This window comes from Brevibacillus sp. WF146, assembly GCF_001673705.2.
GTDB lineage: Bacteria > Bacillota > Bacilli > Brevibacillales > Brevibacillaceae > Brevibacillus > Brevibacillus thermoruber.
Map to the genome: position 1 here is coordinate 3,161,539 of NZ_CP109943.1, position 17,642 is coordinate 3,179,180.

The window sequence follows — 17,642 nt, forward strand, 5'->3', positions numbered from 1 at the left end:
GAAGAAGGGTTCCTCTTACCCTTTGTTGCCGTCTGCCTTATTGGATGTCTACCTTTTCTACGCTTTCGCTGCCTTTGGGATGAGGCTGATAGCCCGTGACGCTCTTTTTCGCGGCGAGCGGCGGAGTGGAGTGCGCGATCGGAATCAGCGGCGCGTCGTTGAAGATGATCTCCTGTGCCTGCTTGTACAGTTTTTCCCGCTCCGCCTGATCGGGCGAGGACTGCGCTTTCAGCAGCAGTTGGTGGACTTCCTCGTTAACGTAGCGGGGAATGTTGTTGCCGTTGATCGTGTTTTTGTCAAGCAGCGTGTACAGGAAGTTGTCCGGATCGCCGTTGTCGCCGGTCCACCCGAGCAGGCACATGTCGTATTCGCCTTTCCTCGTTTTTTCCAGATAGGTTGCCCACTCCATCGTGACGATTTCCGTCTCGATGCCGATCTTTTTCAGGTCCTGCTGAATCGCCTCGGCCATCTTCTTGCCGTCCGGAATGTACGGACGCGGCACCGGCATCGCCCAGAACTGAACCTTGAAGCCGTTGGGATAGCCCGCCTCCGCCAGCAGTTGCTTGGCCTTGTCCAGGTTGTAGTCGCGGTCCTTGATCTGGTCGTTGTAGCCCCAGAGGCTCGGCGGCATCGGGTTGGTGGCCGGTTCACCCAGGCCGCTGTAGAACGCTTTGACCAGTTCCGGCTTGTTGATGGCGTGGCCGATGGCTTGACGCACCTTCGGATTGTCAAACGGCTTCTTCTCCGTGTTGAACGCGAGGTAGCCGACGTTCATCGACGGGCGCAGGATCAACTGCAGGTCCTGGTTCTCCTTCACGCTCTCCGCATCGTCCGGATTGAGGCCGTCCATCAGGTCGATTTCGCCGGAGGTAAGCGCGGTCAGGCGCGCCGTGTTTTCCGGAATGACTTTGAAGACGACCTTGTCCAGTTTGGGCAGTCCCTTGTTCCAGTAGTCGGGGTTTTTCTCCAGCGTGATGGTGTCGTTCCGCTTCCACTCCACGAACTTGAACGGCCCCGTACCAACCGGCTGCTCGCCCAGCTTTCCGCCTTCGATCGCTTTCGGAGACGCGATCGCAAACGGCGACATGCCCAGGTTGGCCAGGAACGGCGCCAGCGTCCGGTTCAGCACAAACTGCACGGTGTACGGATCGACCACCTTGACCTCCTTGATCACGTGGTCCTTGTCGCCCTTGTAGCCGCCGAACATGTCGTTGTAGTACGGATAGCCCTCGCTGTCGTGGTACTTGTTGTTCTTGTCCATCCAGCGGTCAAAGTTGAACTTGACCGCCTCGGCGTTGAAATCGGTGCCGTCGTGGAACTTCACGCCCTGGCGGAGCTTGAAGGTGTAGGTCAAGCCGTCCGGCGAGATTTCCCAGCTCTCCGCCAATCCCGGAATGACCTTGGTGCTGGTATCTTCATAGTTGACCAGCGTTTCGTAAATGTTTTCCGTCACCTTGAAGGTTTCGCCGTCGGTCTCCCGGATGGGATCGAGGCTTTTCGTGTCGGCGCCGCGGCCGATGATCAACTGCTTGGGACCGCTGTTGGCCGGTTCCGTCGCCGTCTGCCCCGGCTGGTTTTGTCCCGACTGGTCAGCCGGCTGCTGGGCCGTTTGCGAGCCGCTGCATCCTGCCAGCGCCATGGAGAGCGCCAACAGGCTGGCCATCGCAGCGGTAAGCACGTTCTTCTTCATGGATGAATGCCCCCTTTTCCTCCGTTTTTTTGACATGCCGTCGATTGGTTGATTTGGACGTCACCGTTTTCCGCATCCCCCCTTTGCCTGGGAACAGGCGGCGTTTCCCCCGCCCGTGTGGCGGTCTTCCGCTCCTGCCCGGTCCCCTCCGTGACTCAGGCCTTGTACAGATGGCAGGAGATGAAATGACCGCCGCCAACGTCCTGAAACGCGGGACGCACGCTGCGGCATTCCTCGGTCACATGGGGACAGCGGGTGTGGAACGTGCATCCGCCGGGCGGATTGGCCGGGCTGGGCACGTCCCCCTGCAGGATGATCCGTTCCCGCGCGGCATCCGGATCGGGCGACGGCACCGCCGACAGCAGCGCGCGGGTGTACGGGTGAAGCGGATGGGCGTACAGCGTTTCGCTGTCCGCCAGTTCCACCAGACGCCCCAGGTACATCACGCCGACGCGGTCGCTGATGTGGCGGACGACGCTCAGATCGTGGGCGATGAACAAGTAGGTGAGCCCCAGTTCCCGCTGCAGGTCCTGCATCAGGTTGAGCACCTGCGACTGGATGGACACGTCCAGCGCGGACACCGGTTCGTCCGCCACGATCAGCTTGGGGTTGAGCATCAGGGCCCGGGCGATGCCGATCCGCTGCCGCTGGCCGCCGCTGAACTGGTGCGGATAGCGCTGCGCGTGGTAGCTGCTCAAGCCGACCACTTCCAGCATCTCCCTCACCCGCTTTTTCCGTTCGGCGGGCGTGCCGATGCCGTGCACCACGAGCGGTTCTTCCAAAATCTTCTCAATATTGTGCCGCGGATTGAGCGAGGCGAACGGATCCTGAAAGACAATCTGCATGTGGCGGCGCATCCTGCGCATCTCGTCCGCTGTGAGCGCGGTGATGTTGACGCCGTCGAACGTCACTTCGCCGGCGGTCGGTTCGATCAGCCGCAGCAGGGAACGTCCGGTCGTCGACTTGCCGCAGCCGCTTTCGCCCACCAAGCCGAGCGTCTCCCCCCGCTTGACCGTGAACGACACGTCGTCCACCGCTTTGACTACGCCAATCTCTTTCCCGAAAACGCCGCCTGTGATGGGGTAGTATTTTTTCAGGTTCTTGACAATCAGCAGATCTTCAGCCACCTGCATGCTCCTTTCGGGTTAATCGTACAGCCAGCAGCGGGTGCGTCGATTGGGTCCCGCCTCTCTCAGCTCCGGCATCTCCGTCCTGCACCTGTCGGTCGCGTGCTCGCAGCGCGGGGCAAATCGGCAGCCCACGGTGAGCGATCCGGGGATCGGCACGTTGCCCGGAATGGAGTACAGCCGCTTCCGCGCCCCCTCCAGCTTGGGCAGGGAATGGAGCAAACCGATCGTGTACGGATGTTTCGGCTCTTTCAGGATGGAGCGGACGTCGCCTTCCTCCACCACGTTGCCCGCGTACATCACGACGACGCGGTGGCACATCTCCGCAACCACCCCGAGGTCGTGCGTGATCAACATGATCGCCGTTTCCGACTCGCGGTTGAGCTGCCGCATCAGATCGAGGATCTGCGCCTGAATCGTCACGTCCAGCGCTGTCGTCGGTTCGTCCGCAATCAACAGCTCGGGATTGCAGGCCATCGCCATGGCGATCATGACCCGTTGCCGCATGCCGCCGGACAGTTGGTGCGGATATTCGTCAACGATCGCTTCCGCACGCGGAATGCCCACTTTTTTCAGCATGTCGATCGAGCGTTGCCTGGCCTCTTTTTTCGTCGCGCCGGTATGTAAACGGATCACTTCGCCAATCTGGTCGCCGATCGTGTAGACGGGATTGAGCGATGTCATCGGCTCCTGAAAGATCATCGCGATCTCGTTGCCGCGCAGCTCCCTCATGCGCTTTTCGCTGGCCGCGACCAGCTCTTCCCCCTTGAACCGGATGGAGCCGCCGACTATCTTGCCGGGAGGGTTTGGCACCAGTCTCATCACGGAAAGCGAGGTCACACTTTTCCCGCACCCGGATTCGCCGACGATGCCGACCACTTCCCCTTTGTTCACCCTGATGGAAACGCCGTCGACGGCGGGGATTTGTCCGCGGTCCGTGAAAAAGTGCGTCTGCAGGTTTTCGATCTCAAGCAAAGGCTGTGACACGCCGTGCACCTCTCTTACCGATATATTCCATAGGACAAGACGACTAGCTGTGATCAATTATGCCATTAATCCAATTTTTTGGCAACGTATTAAATTCATATAATTACAACTTGACTAAACAAACAAAATCTTTTATCCGTTTGAACCAACAAGAAAGACCCGCATGTGCAGCGGGCCTGTTTGAAACCTGACTGTTCGCCTTCATTTATTTGTCCGTAAACGACCGCTTATGGGGCAAACATCCCGGCCATCCACTCGACGGCCGACTTCGCCCCGTCTTTCACCAGCCGCCCCAGCGATTGGCCCGCGCTGCTGACATAGTTGACCATCTCGTGCGGCGCGGCCGCCTGCACCTGTGTGCCCATCACTGCGATCTCCATCTGGCCCTTGTCCAGTTTTTTGATGTAAAAGGTCTGCGGCTGCTGCTCCGGCGTTCCGCTCACCTTGTGGATGCCGCGCTCGGCCGTCTGCAGCCCCAGCGCCACGCCGACGAGCAGGATGACCACCATCCCCGCCAGCTTCACCGTCACGTTCATGCGTCCTCACCTCTTGGCGGGCTCGCTGGTGAGCGGTTTGCCCACCTTTTCCGCCTGCCAGTAGTACTCGGCGAACACGTCCGCCAGCGCTTCCGCCGTGTTCAGCGACTCCTGCAGCGTGTTGCTCGTTCCGCCGATTTCCATTAAAAGGCTTCCCGGTGAGATGGACTGGTTATACTCGCCGTGGTCGGTTTTCGCCCCTTTTTCCATGACGCCACGGGACAGGCCCGGATACATCTTTTCCATCAGGTGGTGCAGTTCGGTGGCAAACTGCTCGTTTTTCTCGTAGTTTTTGTTTCGCTTGCCGATGACCAGCAGGACGCGGGCGTAGGTCTTGCCGTTGATGGTGGCGGTGGTTTTGCTGCGCGGCGCGGTGTCGCGGTGCAGGTCAAAGAAGTAGTGCAGCTCCCGGTTCCGCTCCGTCGCCGCCTTGACCGCCCGCAGCGATTCGGCGTAGGAGAGGGCGTAGTCCAATTTTTTGTCCAGCAGCTTCTGGTAGATGTCTTCCGCATTGAACTCCGTGCCGATGCCTTTCTCGTTCAGCGCTTCCGCCAGCCGCTTGCCGACCAGCGAGATGTTGCGCTGGGGGTGGTCGACCGATGTCCCCACGGGCTTGGTTTCGCTGTACCAGGACTCGCGGTTGTGGGTGTTGTAGACGTAGACGATTTTCTTTCCGCCGGTGGTCGGGTTGGGCAGCGGTGCCGCCTTGTTCTCCTCCGGCTTCGGCTGCGCATCGTCCGCTGCCGTCTCGCCGCTGTCGCCGGACGGCGCTGCATCGATCACCTGATGCGGATAGGCGGGATATTCCACGTACAGGTCGGCCAGCGTGGAGTCTTTGCCGGCGACGACAAAGCGAGCGTCGTCCGCCGTCAGCATGCCGGGCAGTTCCCTTCCCAGCAGGCTGCGCAGGTCACCCGGCTGGATGCCGGTGGCTACCTGGAACAAAAAGCCGGATACGCTGTTGGCGCCCCGTTCTGTCGACGCCTGCACCGTCTCGGTCAGGGCGGGAATCTCCTGTCCCATCCACTTGAGCATGGCCAGGCTGGACACGCGGGCCGCCGCCTGCTGCACGGCGGACGAGGCGATCATGACGCGGTTGCCGTGCATCGCCATCACTCCGGTGACGATGAACAGGAAGGCCGTAATAATGGAAAGCGCGACAAATTGGCGCTGAATCAGGGTTGCCATCTGTCTCCCTCCTCATGCTGTTTGCATTGACAGCGGACTGTACAATCGCCGAACGCTTGTCTATGCTTTAGCCTATGAGCGTCATAGAGACGATAGAACCCTTTTCTACCTTTTCTCTCACCGCTAGTTTTTCCGTCCGCGCCGTCACAGGGGAGCGCTCTCCAAAAGACGGCCAAGACGGCGGTCCGTCAGTGTGTGTAGGCAGCGCTGTTCTGCCCGTTGACGGCACGGTGCAGCGACTGGTTCAACCCGGTGGCGAGCACGTTGGCCACCCCTTCGATGAAGTCGTCCACTTCCTTGGGCGTCACCACCAGGTCTTGTCCCAGCGGCCGCAGCACCTCGTGAATGAGCTGCCGCTTTTCCTCCTCGGGCAGCGAGCCCACCAGGCCCAGAAACGTCTTGCGCGCCTCCATGTCGGGCAGATCTTCTTCCGTATACGGTTCTTTCCGCTCCGGCAGGCTGCTCATCGCCAGCTTGCTGGCAGGCCGGTTGCTTTCCTGCATCGACTGTCCAAAGTGGCCGAGCAGATAGGTGATGGCGTCGTTGACAATCGTGGAGGCAAACACGACCGTCGGTACGCCGATCGCGATCACCGGGATGCCCAGCGTCTTCTCGTCGATCGCCTTCCGCTTGTTGCCGACGCCGGAGCCGGGGTGAATCCCCGTGTCGGAGATCTGGATCGTGGTGTTGACGCGGTGCAGCGCGCGGGAGGCCAGCGCGTCGATGCAGATGACAAAGTCGGGCCTGCTCTTTTCCACCACGCCGTAGATGATCTCGCTCGTCTCGATGCCCGTGATCCCCAGCACCCCCGGCGAGAGGGCGCTCACTTCGCGGTACCCGTCTTCCACCGACTCGGGAGCCAGCGTAAACAGATGGCGGGTGACGAGCAGGTTTTCCACCACCATCGGTCCCAGCGCGTCCGGCGTCACATTCCAGTTGCCGAGGCCGACGACGAGCGCCTTCTTCTCTTCCGTGATGCCCAGTTCGCGGAGAAACCGGGCAAACTCCCGGGCGAACCGCTGGGCTACCCGTTCTTCGACGGCCGTGTCGTTGTCGCGCAGCTTCGGCACCTCGATGGTGATGTAGTGGCCGGGCAGCTTGCCGATCTGCCGGCCCGCTTCCTCGCTCTCCACGGCCAGGCGCGTTACCTTGATCCCCGCTTCCGAATCGTCCGTCTCGATCCGGACGCCGGGAATCGGGCCGCCCTGCGGCTGCCGCTGCTGGGCCAGTTCATGCGCTTCGAGGGCCAGGTCGGTCCGGATGGCATACCCGGACAAATCGATGTTGTGCTCCATCTGTACATGCTCCCTTCTCCAATTTGTTCCTGCTGTTAGGTTGCTTGAAACCCCGTTTTTTATTCCGAATCCTTTCTTGCAAATGGCAGGTCTGCGTGCTAGAATAAGTTTTGTTGTATTTCCTGCATGCCTATGGTCGTCTAAGGAGGTGACACACATGCCAAACATTAAATCCGCGATCAAGCGCACCAAACAAATCGAAAAGCGCCGCGCACAACGCGCTTCTCAAAAGTCCGACCTGCGTACTGCGATGAAGAACTTTGAGAAAGCGGTCGCTGCTTCCGATGTCGAACTGGCGAAATCCACTCTTCTGGTGGCTGTGAAAAAGCTGGACAAGGCCGCTACGAAAGGTCTCATTCATAAAAACGCAGCAAACCGTCAAAAGTCCCGCTTGATGAAAAAGTTCAACGCTCTGAACGCTCCTGTGGCGTAAGAGTAAACGGTACATCAGAGAAAAAACCCGCGAACACCTGGTTCACGGGTTTTTTGCTTTGGTCCGTTCCTCGTAGACGCGCGTCATGAACAGCTCCAGGGCCAGCCGCTTGTCCACCTGTCCGGACTTCATCCGGTAGTCTTCCTCGGCCAATATGGCCAGGAGCCTTCTCAGCGCTGCTTCGGAAAAGTGGCGCGCCTGTTCCATCGCTTTTTTCACCGCGTACGGGTGCACTTTCAGCATGCCGGCCAACTGCTGCTGCGAATACCCGCGCGGCGCCCACTGCCGCACGTGCAAAAGCAGCCGGAACTGCCTTGCCAGCAGCGCCACGAGGCGAATCGGTTCTTCGCCCGTCTTCAGGCAGTCGTACAGCATCCGCAAGCCTTTGTCCAGCCTGCCTGCGGCCGCATGCTCGATCAGGGCGAACACGTCCTGTTCCAGCGTGCGCGAGGCCAGCGTTTCGATCACCTCGTCCGTGATGACCGCTCCGCTTCCCCCCACGAACAGCGCCATCTTTTCCAGCTCCTTGTCCAGCAGGCGCAGGTCGCCGCCTGCGCGCTCCACCAGCTTCACCGCCTGCGGCCGCTGAATGACGGCCTGGTACTTTTCCGCCTGACGCTCCACCCAGGCGTACAGATCGGCGTCCCGCAGCGGCTGAAACGGAATCACCTTGGCCTTCTGCTGCAGGACCTTGACCAGTTTTTTCCGCTCGTCCAGCTTGTCCGCCTCCGTATGCAGCACCAGCGAGGTGTAGGTCGGCGGCTGCTCCAGATAGGCAAGCAGCACGTCGGGATCGCTCTCCACCTTCGTCGCCGGCTTGCTGCCAGTCAGAAAGTACGCCTGCCGGGCGATCACCAGGCGATGGTCCCCCAAAAACGGCAGCGTCTCCGCATCCTGGACGATTTCGGCGAGCGGTGTTTCCGTGCAGTCGTACACGCTCAGGTTCAAATCGGCGAAGGCCGGATCGATCATCGCCCGGCGGGCCGCCGCAAGAAACTCTTCGGCGAGAAAAGACTCCGGGCCGTACAGGACGTAAACCGGCGCAAACTGCTTCTGTCTGATCTCCCGGATGGCCGAAAGCAGCGGCATGGCTTCTCCTCCTCCTTCGTATTCCTGGGCTATTATAGCACAGTTGCGCGCGCAACGGGCACCCGGGGACGTCTCCGTCACAGACGCGGCGAGCCGGTCCGCTCCTTCCCGGCGGGGGTGTTCTCCTGTAGGGCGAAACGAAAAACCGCAGCCGTACAGGCTGCGGTTTTTCGTATGGGCACCTCTATGTAAACGTTTTGGGAGAAGTCCCGGGATGCCTCCTCCTGAAACGGTAAGCAGGGGGTGCTGGATACTGCAATATACGCAACACCCTCCCTGCCGGTGCCGGTCCATTGGTAAAAGACACGTTTGTCACGAGCGGACACGAACGCTGCACGCACAGAGGGGGCGTCAGTCCCTGTCGCGCGATTTCCCTCTGTCGCTGCCGGAATGATCGTCGTCATCCCAACTGTTCCGATCATCGCGGTCGTCGCCGCCGTCATGCTCTTTTTTTTCCTTCCTGTCGGACTTTTTTTCCTTATCGTCCTGCTTTTCTTCCAGGCCAATCGGAAAAACCGGCTTTTCTTCCGGAGGCTCGATGACCGGCCTTACGGGCGGTTTGGGTTCCACCGTCTTTTTCGGTTGGGCGGCTGGCTTTGCTGGTTGCGATTTCGGTTCCGCCTTGGGCTTTTGATCTTTTTTCTCTGTAGCCTTCGGTTTCACCGTCTGCGCCGGTTTCTCCGGCTGTTCCCCCGGTGTTACGGATGATGAATGAGTGCTCGGTGGGGGCACTGGCGGGCCGACCACAGCAGGGGCCACCGCAGGCGCTTCTTCACCAGGCGAACCTTGCTGGTAACCGTCCGCTTCCGGCTGCTTGTCGCCGCTGCCCATGAAGAGCAGAAAAACGAGCAGACAGGCGGCAACTGCGCCGCTGCCGATACGGGCCATCCAGACGTACGCCCGCCGCCACTTCGCCGGTTTCTCGGCAGCAGAAGCCGCCTGCTTCACCTCCAGCTTGGGCAGCGGTTCCCGCTTCGGGCCTGATTCAGCTACCGGCCGGACCGAGCCTGACTCCAACTGCGGCAGGATCGCGTCCACAAGGCTGTAGGGTGGTGTGACAGGGGGAAGTTGTTCCAACTGCTCAGACACCCTTTTCAAGCGGTCGTACTTGAGCTGCAGGTCGGGATCGTTCCGGAGCATGGCGAGTAGCTTCTCCCGCTCTTCCGGTGAGAGATCCCCGTCCATATCCCGCTGCATCCACTCCCAGATTTCTTCGTCCATCATCAACCGATCCCCCCTTTCTGATAGTCGTGCAACAACTCCTGCAGTTGTTGTCTGGCCCGAAACAAATACGACTTGACCGTATTCAGCGGCAGATCCAATGTCTCGGCGATCTCCTGGTAGGACAAATCCTCGAGATAGCGGAGCACCACCACCATGCGGTACTGTTTGGGCAGTTTTCCGATCGCCTGCTGAATATCGCTCGACAAACTGGTGAGAAGGATTTCGTCTTCTACGTTGTTTCGATCAGGGATGATGAGCTCATGCTCGTCAATCGAGACCGTTTCCTTCTTGGCGCGAAATTTATCCATGCAAACGTTGCTGACGATCCGCTGCACCCATGTGGCAAACTTTGCCTTTTCCTGGTACGTGTCCAGCTTTCGATAAATCCGGATCAACGCTTCCTGGGAAGCATCGAGAGCGTCCTGTTCATTTCCTAGGATATAATAGGCGCTGCGGTAAACAGAGGCCTCAATCGATCGGAGCAGCTCGACAAGCGCGTCGTGATCCCCGGCTTGCGCCATCCTGATCAGCTCTGCTTCTCGCATAATCTCCTCTCCCTCCTACAGACGGGGCGCTGCTGAAAAAGGTTGCAAGCTTTTATATATCGGTGATTTGCGTCTGCCAGTGCACCGATCCCTTGCGGATGACCAGGGTGACGGCCCCTTGCAGATCTGTTCGGTAAACATCTGCCCCCGTGTCCATCAAACGCTTGACCACGACGGGCGAGGGATGCCCGTAGCGGTTGTTGCGGCCGGCCGAAATGACGGCGGCCTGTGGTTTTGCTGCAGCCAGCAAAGCGGGAGAGCTGGATGTGCTGCTGCCGTGATGCGCCACTTTCAGCACGTCGACGGGTGACGGCAGGCTGCGGGAAAGCAGCTGCTCTTCCCCTGCCCGTTCAATATCGCCGGTAAACAAAACAGTCGTGCCGTAAGCGGTGAGACGCAGCACGACAGAAGCGTCGTTACCCGTATGTGCCGAATCTCCGTCCGGGTGAAGCCAGGTCCACTCCACGCCGGGGACATCCGTCCATGTCTGTCCCGGCCTGCCGGTCAGGACAGGTACGCGTCTTGCGCGGAAACGTTCGAGAATCGCTGCTTCCTCTTCACGGGGAGGTGTGCCGTTGACGAGCACCGAGCCAAAGGCAAAGCGCGGCACCAGCGCTGCCATCCCTCCGATGTGGTCGTGATCCCCGTGCGTCATCACCACATGGTCGATCCGTTCAATCCCGCGCGCTCGCAAAAAAGGCAGCACGACGTCTTTCCCCACTTCAAACGGATCGCGTCGCTCCCGCCAGGATTCCCTGGCAGGGTACCGGGGTGTTCCACCCGCATCTATTAAGTATACCTTCTTTTTACTAACTTCGACAACGATAGAATCTCCTTGACCGACGTCAAGAAACGTGATCCGCACTTCGTCCCCGCCGGCGAACGGCTGTCTGGCGGCCGCGAGCAGAAACAGAAAAAGGGCGGCGTACAGCCAGCGGTCTCTCGGACGATGGTAGCCCCGCCGCCACAGAACGGGCAGCGCCGCGAGAAAAAGCGCGTACACCGCGATCCACCACCACTGGGGATGCGGCCAATGGGAAAACGGTACCGCCAGCTCCTCCAGCCAAAACAGCGGCCCGTGCAGCCAGCGCAGCAGGGCGGAAGCAAGCCGGACGGGCAGTACGGCCAGCGCCGGGTGAATCAGACCGAGCAATAGCGCGAGGTAGCCTGCGGGCAGCACCACCATCGAGAGCAGCGGCACTGCCAGCAGGTTGACCAGCCAGGAGAGCGGCGAAAACTGGTGAAAATGGTAGATGAGAAACGGGAACGAGACGGCCTGCGCGGCAAAGGTGACGGCCAGCGACGTGCGCAGCCACTCGGGACCGCGCGTGAAAAACCGGCGGCCGACGGGCACGAGGACGATCAGCCCCAGCGTCACGCCGAACGAGAGCTGGAACCCCAGGTGCCACAGGTAGTACGGATTGTACCCCAGCATCAACAGCAGCGCCCAGCCCCACACGTCCCTCCCCTCCGCCTGCCGGGCTCCCGCCTGGCAGAGCAGGCCGATCGCCCCCATGATTCCGGCGCGCACCGCGGAGGCGCTGGCCCCCACGATCAGGACATAGCCGACAAGCAGCACCATCGTCAGCGCCAGGGCCGGCCGGCGCGGCATCCCCGCCCTCTCTACGCTCCACACGAACATCCCGCTGACCAGCGTCACGTGCAGCCCGGAAATGGCCAGCACGTGACTCAAGCCGAGGTTGTCGTACATCGCTTCCGTTTCCGGCGACACTCCGTCCGTGATGCCCAGCAGCAGCGATTGCATGTAACCGGCCGCTTCCTGGTCGGGAAACAGCAGGGCGATGCGGTCGGCGGCTTCCGTCTGCCACCGGCGAAACAGCATCATCACGCCGGACTCGGCAGGCTCCACCCGGATGTCGCCGTACTCCGCTTCCGCCGTGACCCGCACGCCCTGCCACCGCAGATAGCGGGCGTAGTCGAACGCATGGGGGTTGCGGGCCGGAGACGGCAGCGACAGCCGGACCGTGGCCGACAGGCGGCTGCCCTGCATCCACCGCTCCGCCTCACGCGCTTCCGGCTCACGGGACAAACGGACCCGCAGGGCGATCCGCTCCGCTGCCGCCATCCCGGACATCTGCCGCCCGTTTTTTCCCCACGTTTCGACGGACAGAAAAAGCCGGGCCGTATCGCCGTCGCGCTTCACCGGCGAGTCAATGACGCCGGCGACTACGATCGTCTCGCCGTCCTCCGCCATCGGCAGCAGCGTCGAACGGTGGAGATAGTCGTACCCTTGAAAGTAAAGACCTGCTAGAATACAGATGAGCGCATGGCAAAGAATCCGTTTGCGGTGTGGGCGGGGCAGGAGCGGGCACACTGCCGACCCGGCGGCGGCCAAAAGGGCCAGCCAGGCGGCCTGCAGGTAGGCCCCCGCCAGCAGCCCGCAGACTGCCGCGAGGCTCGCGGTAAAAACGGTCACGAACGTCACCCCCGTGTCATGTGCCTGAGACATCGAGTGTACACAAGGGGGAAGGGACAAAAAAACGGTGCAAAAAATGCGTGCCAGCGGAAACCAGACCCGCATGGTCCAATCAGAGGGAGGGCAGTCATGACGAGGAAAAGTTGGGATGAATACTTCCTGGACATCGCCGAGCAGGTGTCTGCCCGTTCTACGTGCAACAGGCTGCACGTCGGCTGTGTCATCGTGAAGGACAAGCACATTGTCGCCACTGGCTACAACGGCTCCATCCACGGACACGATCACTGCGAAGACGCAGGCTGTCTTCTGGGGGACGACAACCGCTGCCACCGGACGATCCACGCCGAGACAAACGCCTGCCTGCACGCGGATCGGGACAGCCTCAAGGGAGCCACCGCCTACGTGACGCATGAACCGTGCGAAAACTGCTCCAAAATTCTCGCCCAGGTGGGCATCAGGCGGATCGTCTACCGCAACGCCTATCCGAACAAATGGAACCAGTACTTTCTCAAGGATCTGGAAGTCGTTCACATGCCGCCGGAACCGTCGCGGCGGGACTGACTCCTGTGAGCGAAGCGGGGCACTTTCCGCTCTGCTCCCCCCGTCCGAAAGACCCGGCGGCGTGCACGACACGCCCGTTTTCGATGAGGTGCCCGAGGGGACCTCTCTTTGCTGCGGAGACAGCTTGGGCATTCGGAGCGATTGCGTTGACCGTCAATCCGTGATAGAGTTAGCTAGAGCAATCAGTGAGAGGAAGAGTCATTTCATATGTGTGGAATCGTATCAGTCTACAACAAGCGGCAAGCGCCCGTCGACCAAGAGACGATCGGCGCCATGACGCGTGTCATCCTGCACCGCGGTCCAGACGATGACGGCTTTCACCTGGAAGACAACATCGCCCTGGGCTTTCGTCGTTTGAGCATCATTGACGTGGAAGGCGGCCACCAGCCGCTGTTCAACGAGACGCGTGACATCTGGATTATCGGCAACGGCGAAATCTACAACTACAAGGAACTGCAGCACTGGTTGAAGGGGTGCGGACACGTTTTCCATACCGATTCCGATATCGAAACCATTCTGCACCTGTACGAAGAGGTGGGAATGGACGCACCGAAACACCTGCGCGGCATGTTTGGCTTCACCATCTGGGATTCCCGCAAGAAGCGGCTCTTTGGCGCCCGCGACCACTTCGGCATCAAGCCGCTCTACTACGTGGAGACGGACGACGCGATCGCCGTGGGCAGCGAGATCAAGAGCCTGCTGGAACTGCCCGGAGTCAGCCGGGAAGTCAACCACACCGCGTTTTATCATTACCTGACGTTCCAATACGTCCCCGATCCGGAGACGATGTACCGGGGCATCTACCGCATCCCGCCCGCCCACTCCTTCGTTATCGAGAACGACCGGATTCGGCTGCAGCGCTACTGGGACGTCGAGTTCAAACCAGACGAAAGCAAGCCGTTTTCCTACTTTGTGGAAGGCACGCGCAGCATCCTGCTCGAATCCGTCGACAAGCACCGGGTCAGCGAGGTGCCGCGCGGCGCGTTTCTGTCCAGCGGCGTCGACTCCAGCAGCATCGTCGCCATGCTGCGCACGTTTGAGCCGGTGAAGACGTTTTCCGTCGGCTCCGACATCCCTGGCTACAGCGAGCTGGACTACGCCCGCCGTACCGCCGAATACCTCGGCACCGAACACCACGAGCTGGTCGTCAACGCGCAGCGCTACATGGACGAACTGCCCCGACTCGTCTGGCACCAGGACGAACCGGTGGCCGACCCGTCCGCCATCCTGCTCTATTTCGTCGCGCAGATGGCCAGCGAACACGTCACCGTGGTGCTCTCCGGGGAAGGGGCCGACGAATTTTTCGGCGGCTACAACATCTACCGCGAACCGCACTCGCTGCGGATGTTCTCCCGGATGCCCGGCTGGATGCGCCATTCCATCCGCTACCTGGCGGAAAAGCTGCCGGATCAGGTCAAGGGCAAAAACTTCCTGATCCGCGGTTCGAAGACGGTGGAAGAACGCTTCTTCGGCAACGCCCTGATCTTCAGCGAAGAGATGAAGGAACGGGTCGTCATGGCAGACATTCGCCGCTCCGAGGAGTACCGCTCCCCGTGGACGATTACGGAAGACATCTACAAGCGGGCCAGCGAGTACGACGACGTCACCAAAATGCAGTACCTGGACATTCACACCTGGCTGCGCGGCAACATCCTGATGAAAGCGGACAAGATGACGATGGCCAACTCGCTGGAACTGCGCGTTCCGTTCATCGACGTCAAGGTGTTTGAATTTGCCGCCACCATCCCGACCAAGTACAAGATCGCCAACGGCACCACCAAGCACGTGCTGCGGGAAGCGATGAAAGATTTTCTCCCGCCGGAAATCAAGACGCGCAAAAAGCTGGGCTTCCCCGTGCCGACGCGCCACTGGCTGAAAAACCACTTTTACAAGTGGGCAAAGGAGATCATCTTCGAATCCAAGGTGGACGATCTGATCAACAAGGCGTACGTCCTGTACATGCTGGATGAGCATCGCGAAGGCAACGCCGACTACAGCCGCAAGATCTGGACGATTTTGATCTTCATGCTGTGGCATCAGATCTTTATCGAGCAGAAATACAGCTTCGGGCCGTATGTCAGCCCCAGCGTGGAAATCCGCCGCAAAAAGGAATCGCTGGAGCACATCGGATAATAGCGGTACCCGAACCCAACGGCTTCGCCCGGAACGACTCCGGGCGGGGCCTTTTTCAATGAGCCCGTTTTCCCCCTGTTTGCAACGTGAAGACGGCTATATCTTTATTTGATGAACTTGCCTAGATGCAAGTTTTTTATTTTTCAAAAAGTATCTTGGAGCAGCTGCTGAAAACAAATCATCATGAACTTCCATTGCTAACACAAGCCAGACGTATGAAAAACCCTCGTAAAAGGAGGCTTGGTACTGTGTTACGAATATGATATATGTCTTCGTTTTCCATTTGATTCGGTTTTATAACTGCTGGAAAGAACATGGCACAAGTACGTCTATTCGTTGTTATCTTGCAATATTGTGCACGAAATGCAAGACCTTGTTATTTCGATTGCTTTATATTGAATGGCGAAAGGATGGTTATGAGGATGGATTGGGTCTCCAGAATGAATGAGGCAATTCGCTATATCGAAGATCATCTTACCGAAGATATTGCTTACGCTGAAGTAGCCAAAGTCGCGTGTTGCTCCGCCTACCATTTTCAACGCATGTTCTCTTTTATGACTGATGTTTCTTTGTCTGAATATATTCGACGACGGCGTCTCACGTTAGCGGCTTTTGAACTTCAAAGCAGCAATATAAAAGTAATTGATGTTGCGCTCAAGTATGGCTACGATTCACCCGAGGCTTTTGCCCGTGCGTTTCAAAATCTACACGGCACTACGCCGACTGCTGCACGTAACGTAGGAACCAAACTGAAAGCCTATCCACGAATGACCTTTCAATTCTCAATCAAAGGAGTTGCGGAAATGAACTACAGGATTGAAGAACTCAGTGGATTTACAATTGTTGGTGTAAAGGAACGTGTCAACACAGAAAATGCTTTTCGCCTAGTGCCTGGAATATGGACTGGTGCAAGAGAGAAGGGCGTCTTCGAGAAACTGTGGGAGATTCGTAATGCTACCCACAAGTTACGAGGTATTTTAGGGGTTTGTGCGAATGGAGAATGGGGAAAAAATGAAGAATTCGACTACCTATTAGCTATCGTGTCTGATCAAGTTCCTCCGGAAGGTATGATAAGAATGAACGTTCCGGAAGCTGCTTGGGCGGTATTTGAAGCACCTGGATCCCCGGATGGTATTCAAGACATCTGGAAACGTCTATATACGGAGTGGCTTCCCGTATCAACCTATGATCTTGCTGACTTGCCCGCAATTGAATGCTATTTGCCTATCGAAGAGAATAAAAATGAGTTATGGGTTCCAGTCGTCAGAAAAGTATGAACCTTATGAAAAGCCGTGGTGCGTGAGGCCCTTGCCGCTACAGATGGAGCGGAGAACCGTCCCATGAATGAGAGGTCAGATCATTCCGCTATCGGGTAGCGATCGTTCAATAAAACGTGGCAGTCTAGAACGTTATTTTTGTTCTCCCTGCCATGTTTTTTATTGATGGAAGCGCAGGCTACAACTTATGATTGCTCCACCCTTTCCGAATCATTTGCACATCCCCGCTGTCTTTTTGTAGCATCCGGGTAGAGAGCCGTTGAAGCCCTCGCGGCATGGCCGGACGAGACGCAAGGGGGGTTTTTTCATGTTGTACGAATGGTGGGAACGATACCGACGCATCGCAATCGCCGCTGCAGTGATCCTGTTTGCGGGAATTAGTGTTTGGCTGTACGGAGAACAGCAGGCCGGGAGCACAGCGGAACTGCCGCTGCGAGAAGTGGCCGCCGCAGCGGAGGACAAGCCGTCTCCCTCTGCCGGGGAAACGCGTCCTTCCGGCGAACCAGACGCGGCTGGGGACGAACGTTCCCTTCAGCAGGATGCGGTAGAGCTTGGGCGGCCGCCCGATACCGGAGCTCCGCCCCTGTTCGTGGACGTCAAAGGAAAGGTAAAGCAGCCCGGCCTGTACCGGTTTGAGGCCGGAGCGCGAGTAGCCGACGCCATTGCCCGGGCGGGGGGAGCCGCGCCGGATGCGGACGTGGAGCGGATCAATCTGGCCGAGCCGCTAACGGACGGCAGCGCCGTCGTGGTGCCGGCCAAAGGCAGCCCTGCCTCTCCCTGCGGCCAGACGGCGGCTCTTTCCGCAATCGCGGGGGCAGGCGCCGGAAGCGTGGGAGCGGGCAGTCCGGGCGGCAGCCTGGCTGCGGGAAGCTCCACCGGCGTTTCCGGCAGCGGGAAGGCCGGCGGCGCACAACCCGTCAATCTGAACACCGCCGGTCTGGAGGAATTGATGACGCTGCCCGGAATCGGCGAAGCGCGGGCCAAGGCGATCCTGGCCTACCGGACGGAAAACGGGGCGTTCCGTTCGCCGGAGGAGCTGAAACGGATCAGCGGCATCGGCGACAAGCTGTACCAACGGCTAAAAGACCTCGTCCGTGTCCGCTAGTGATGGTCATGTTCC

15 protein-coding genes are annotated in these 17,642 nt (G+C 59.3%); 5 read left to right on the plus strand and 10 right to left on the minus strand.

What is annotated here, in order from left to right:
• Positions 1-37 precede the first annotated feature (37 nt).
• The 6 genes from A6764_RS15775 to gpr all read right to left on the minus strand — a co-directional run bounded on the left by A6764_RS15775 (position 38) and on the right by gpr (position 6,823).
• Positions 38-1,690 (minus strand): ABC transporter substrate-binding protein, encoded by a 1,653-nt coding sequence (locus A6764_RS15775; protein ID WP_035300109.1) that lies wholly within the window; start codon positions 1,688-1,690, stop codon positions 38-40.
• A gap of 155 nt (positions 1,691-1,845) precedes the next feature.
• Positions 1,846-2,817, minus strand: coding sequence for an ABC transporter ATP-binding protein (locus tag A6764_RS15780; protein ID WP_065068187.1), 972 nt, complete (start codon positions 2,815-2,817; stop codon positions 1,846-1,848).
• Between the two features lie 18 nt (positions 2,818-2,835).
• Complete coding sequence (locus A6764_RS15785) at positions 2,836-3,804, minus strand: ABC transporter ATP-binding protein (protein WP_065068186.1); 969 nt, start codon at positions 3,802-3,804, stop codon at positions 2,836-2,838.
• 227 nt (positions 3,805-4,031) lie between these two features.
• Positions 4,032-4,340, minus strand: coding sequence for a DUF3679 domain-containing protein (locus tag A6764_RS15790; RefSeq protein WP_029097335.1), 309 nt, complete (start codon positions 4,338-4,340; stop codon positions 4,032-4,034).
• Positions 4,341-4,346: 6 nt separating this feature from the next.
• The gene (spoIIP, locus tag A6764_RS15795; RefSeq protein ID WP_065068185.1) at positions 4,347-5,528 is read right to left on the minus strand and encodes a stage II sporulation protein P; all 1,182 of its coding nucleotides are present in this window, start codon (positions 5,526-5,528) and stop codon (positions 4,347-4,349) included.
• A 188-nt stretch (positions 5,529-5,716) separates the two neighbouring features.
• Positions 5,717-6,823, minus strand: coding sequence for a GPR endopeptidase (gene gpr, locus A6764_RS15800; RefSeq protein ID WP_035300119.1), 1,107 nt, complete (start codon positions 6,821-6,823; stop codon positions 5,717-5,719).
• 157 nt (positions 6,824-6,980) lie between these two features.
• Between gpr and rpsT the strand changes: the two genes are divergently transcribed.
• Positions 6,981-7,256, plus strand: coding sequence for a 30S ribosomal protein S20 (gene rpsT / locus A6764_RS15805; protein WP_029097338.1), 276 nt, complete (start codon positions 6,981-6,983; stop codon positions 7,254-7,256).
• Between the two features lie 42 nt (positions 7,257-7,298).
• Here rpsT and holA read toward each other — a convergent pair whose 3' ends face one another.
• The 4 genes from holA to A6764_RS15825 form a co-directional block, all read right to left on the minus strand.
• Positions 7,299-8,345: a DNA polymerase III subunit delta gene (gene holA / locus A6764_RS15810; RefSeq protein ID WP_029097339.1), complete on the minus strand. Its 1,047-nt coding sequence runs from the start codon at positions 8,343-8,345 to the stop codon at positions 7,299-7,301.
• Between the two features lie 351 nt (positions 8,346-8,696).
• Positions 8,697-9,569 carry an anti-sigma factor family protein gene (locus A6764_RS15815; protein WP_065068184.1) on the minus strand — a complete coding sequence of 291 codons (873 nt, stop codon included), beginning with the start codon at positions 9,567-9,569 and terminating at the stop codon, positions 8,697-8,699.
• Positions 9,569-10,114: an RNA polymerase sigma factor gene (locus A6764_RS15820; RefSeq protein ID WP_029097341.1), complete on the minus strand. Its 546-nt coding sequence runs from the start codon at positions 10,112-10,114 to the stop codon at positions 9,569-9,571. Before A6764_RS15820 ends, A6764_RS15815 begins: the two co-directional genes overlap by 1 nt.
• Before the next feature lie 52 nt (positions 10,115-10,166).
• Complete coding sequence (locus tag A6764_RS15825; protein ID WP_264622276.1) at positions 10,167-12,551, minus strand: DNA internalization-related competence protein ComEC/Rec2; 2,385 nt, start codon at positions 12,549-12,551, stop codon at positions 10,167-10,169.
• Positions 12,552-12,680: 129 nt separating this feature from the next.
• On the opposite strand from A6764_RS15825, the gene A6764_RS15830 reads away from it, so the two are divergent.
• The 4 genes from A6764_RS15830 to A6764_RS15845 all read left to right on the plus strand — a co-directional run bounded on the left by A6764_RS15830 (position 12,681) and on the right by A6764_RS15845 (position 17,627).
• Positions 12,681-13,112, plus strand: a complete 432-nt coding sequence (locus A6764_RS15830) for a deoxycytidylate deaminase (RefSeq protein WP_029097343.1) — start codon at positions 12,681-12,683, stop codon at positions 13,110-13,112.
• Between the two features lie 207 nt (positions 13,113-13,319).
• A complete protein-coding gene (gene asnB / locus A6764_RS15835; protein WP_065068182.1) occupies positions 13,320-15,245 on the plus strand; it encodes an asparagine synthase (glutamine-hydrolyzing) in 1,926 nt (641 codons plus the stop codon).
• Between the two features lie 422 nt (positions 15,246-15,667).
• A complete protein-coding gene (locus tag A6764_RS15840) occupies positions 15,668-16,522 on the plus strand; it encodes an AraC family transcriptional regulator (protein WP_029097345.1) in 855 nt (284 codons plus the stop codon).
• Between the two features lie 307 nt (positions 16,523-16,829).
• On the plus strand, positions 16,830-17,627 hold the full coding sequence (locus A6764_RS15845; protein WP_044897613.1) for a helix-hairpin-helix domain-containing protein: 798 nt from the start codon (positions 16,830-16,832) through the stop codon (positions 17,625-17,627).
• The last annotated feature ends 15 nt before the right edge of the window (positions 17,628-17,642 follow it).

Bases quoted from the DNA above. Each gene is read 5' to 3' on its own strand.
- A6764_RS15775 (WP_035300109.1), bottom strand. From the start codon at position 1,690: ATGAAGAAGAACGTGCTTACCGCTGCGATGGCCAGCCTGTTGGCGCTC.
- A6764_RS15790 (WP_029097335.1), bottom strand. From the start codon at position 4,340: ATGAACGTGACGGTGAAGCTGGCGGGGATGGTGGTCATCCTGCTCGTC.
- spoIIP (WP_065068185.1), bottom strand. From the start codon at position 5,528: ATGGCAACCCTGATTCAGCGCCAATTTGTCGCGCTTTCCATTATTACG.
- gpr (WP_035300119.1), bottom strand. From the start codon at position 6,823: ATGGAGCACAACATCGATTTGTCCGGGTATGCCATCCGGACCGACCTG.
- rpsT (WP_029097338.1), top strand. From the start codon at position 6,981: ATGCCAAACATTAAATCCGCGATCAAGCGCACCAAACAAATCGAAAAG.
- holA (WP_029097339.1), bottom strand. From the start codon at position 8,345: ATGCCGCTGCTTTCGGCCATCCGGGAGATCAGACAGAAGCAGTTTGCG.
- A6764_RS15815 (WP_065068184.1), bottom strand. From the start codon at position 9,569: ATGATGGACGAAGAAATCTGGGAGTGGATGCAGCGGGATATGGACGGG.
- A6764_RS15820 (WP_029097341.1), bottom strand. From the start codon at position 10,114: ATGCGAGAAGCAGAGCTGATCAGGATGGCGCAAGCCGGGGATCACGAC.
- A6764_RS15830 (WP_029097343.1), top strand. From the start codon at position 12,681: ATGACGAGGAAAAGTTGGGATGAATACTTCCTGGACATCGCCGAGCAG.
- asnB (WP_065068182.1), top strand. From the start codon at position 13,320: ATGTGTGGAATCGTATCAGTCTACAACAAGCGGCAAGCGCCCGTCGAC.
- A6764_RS15840 (WP_029097345.1), top strand. From the start codon at position 15,668: ATGGATTGGGTCTCCAGAATGAATGAGGCAATTCGCTATATCGAAGAT.
- A6764_RS15845 (WP_044897613.1), top strand. From the start codon at position 16,830: ATGTTGTACGAATGGTGGGAACGATACCGACGCATCGCAATCGCCGCT.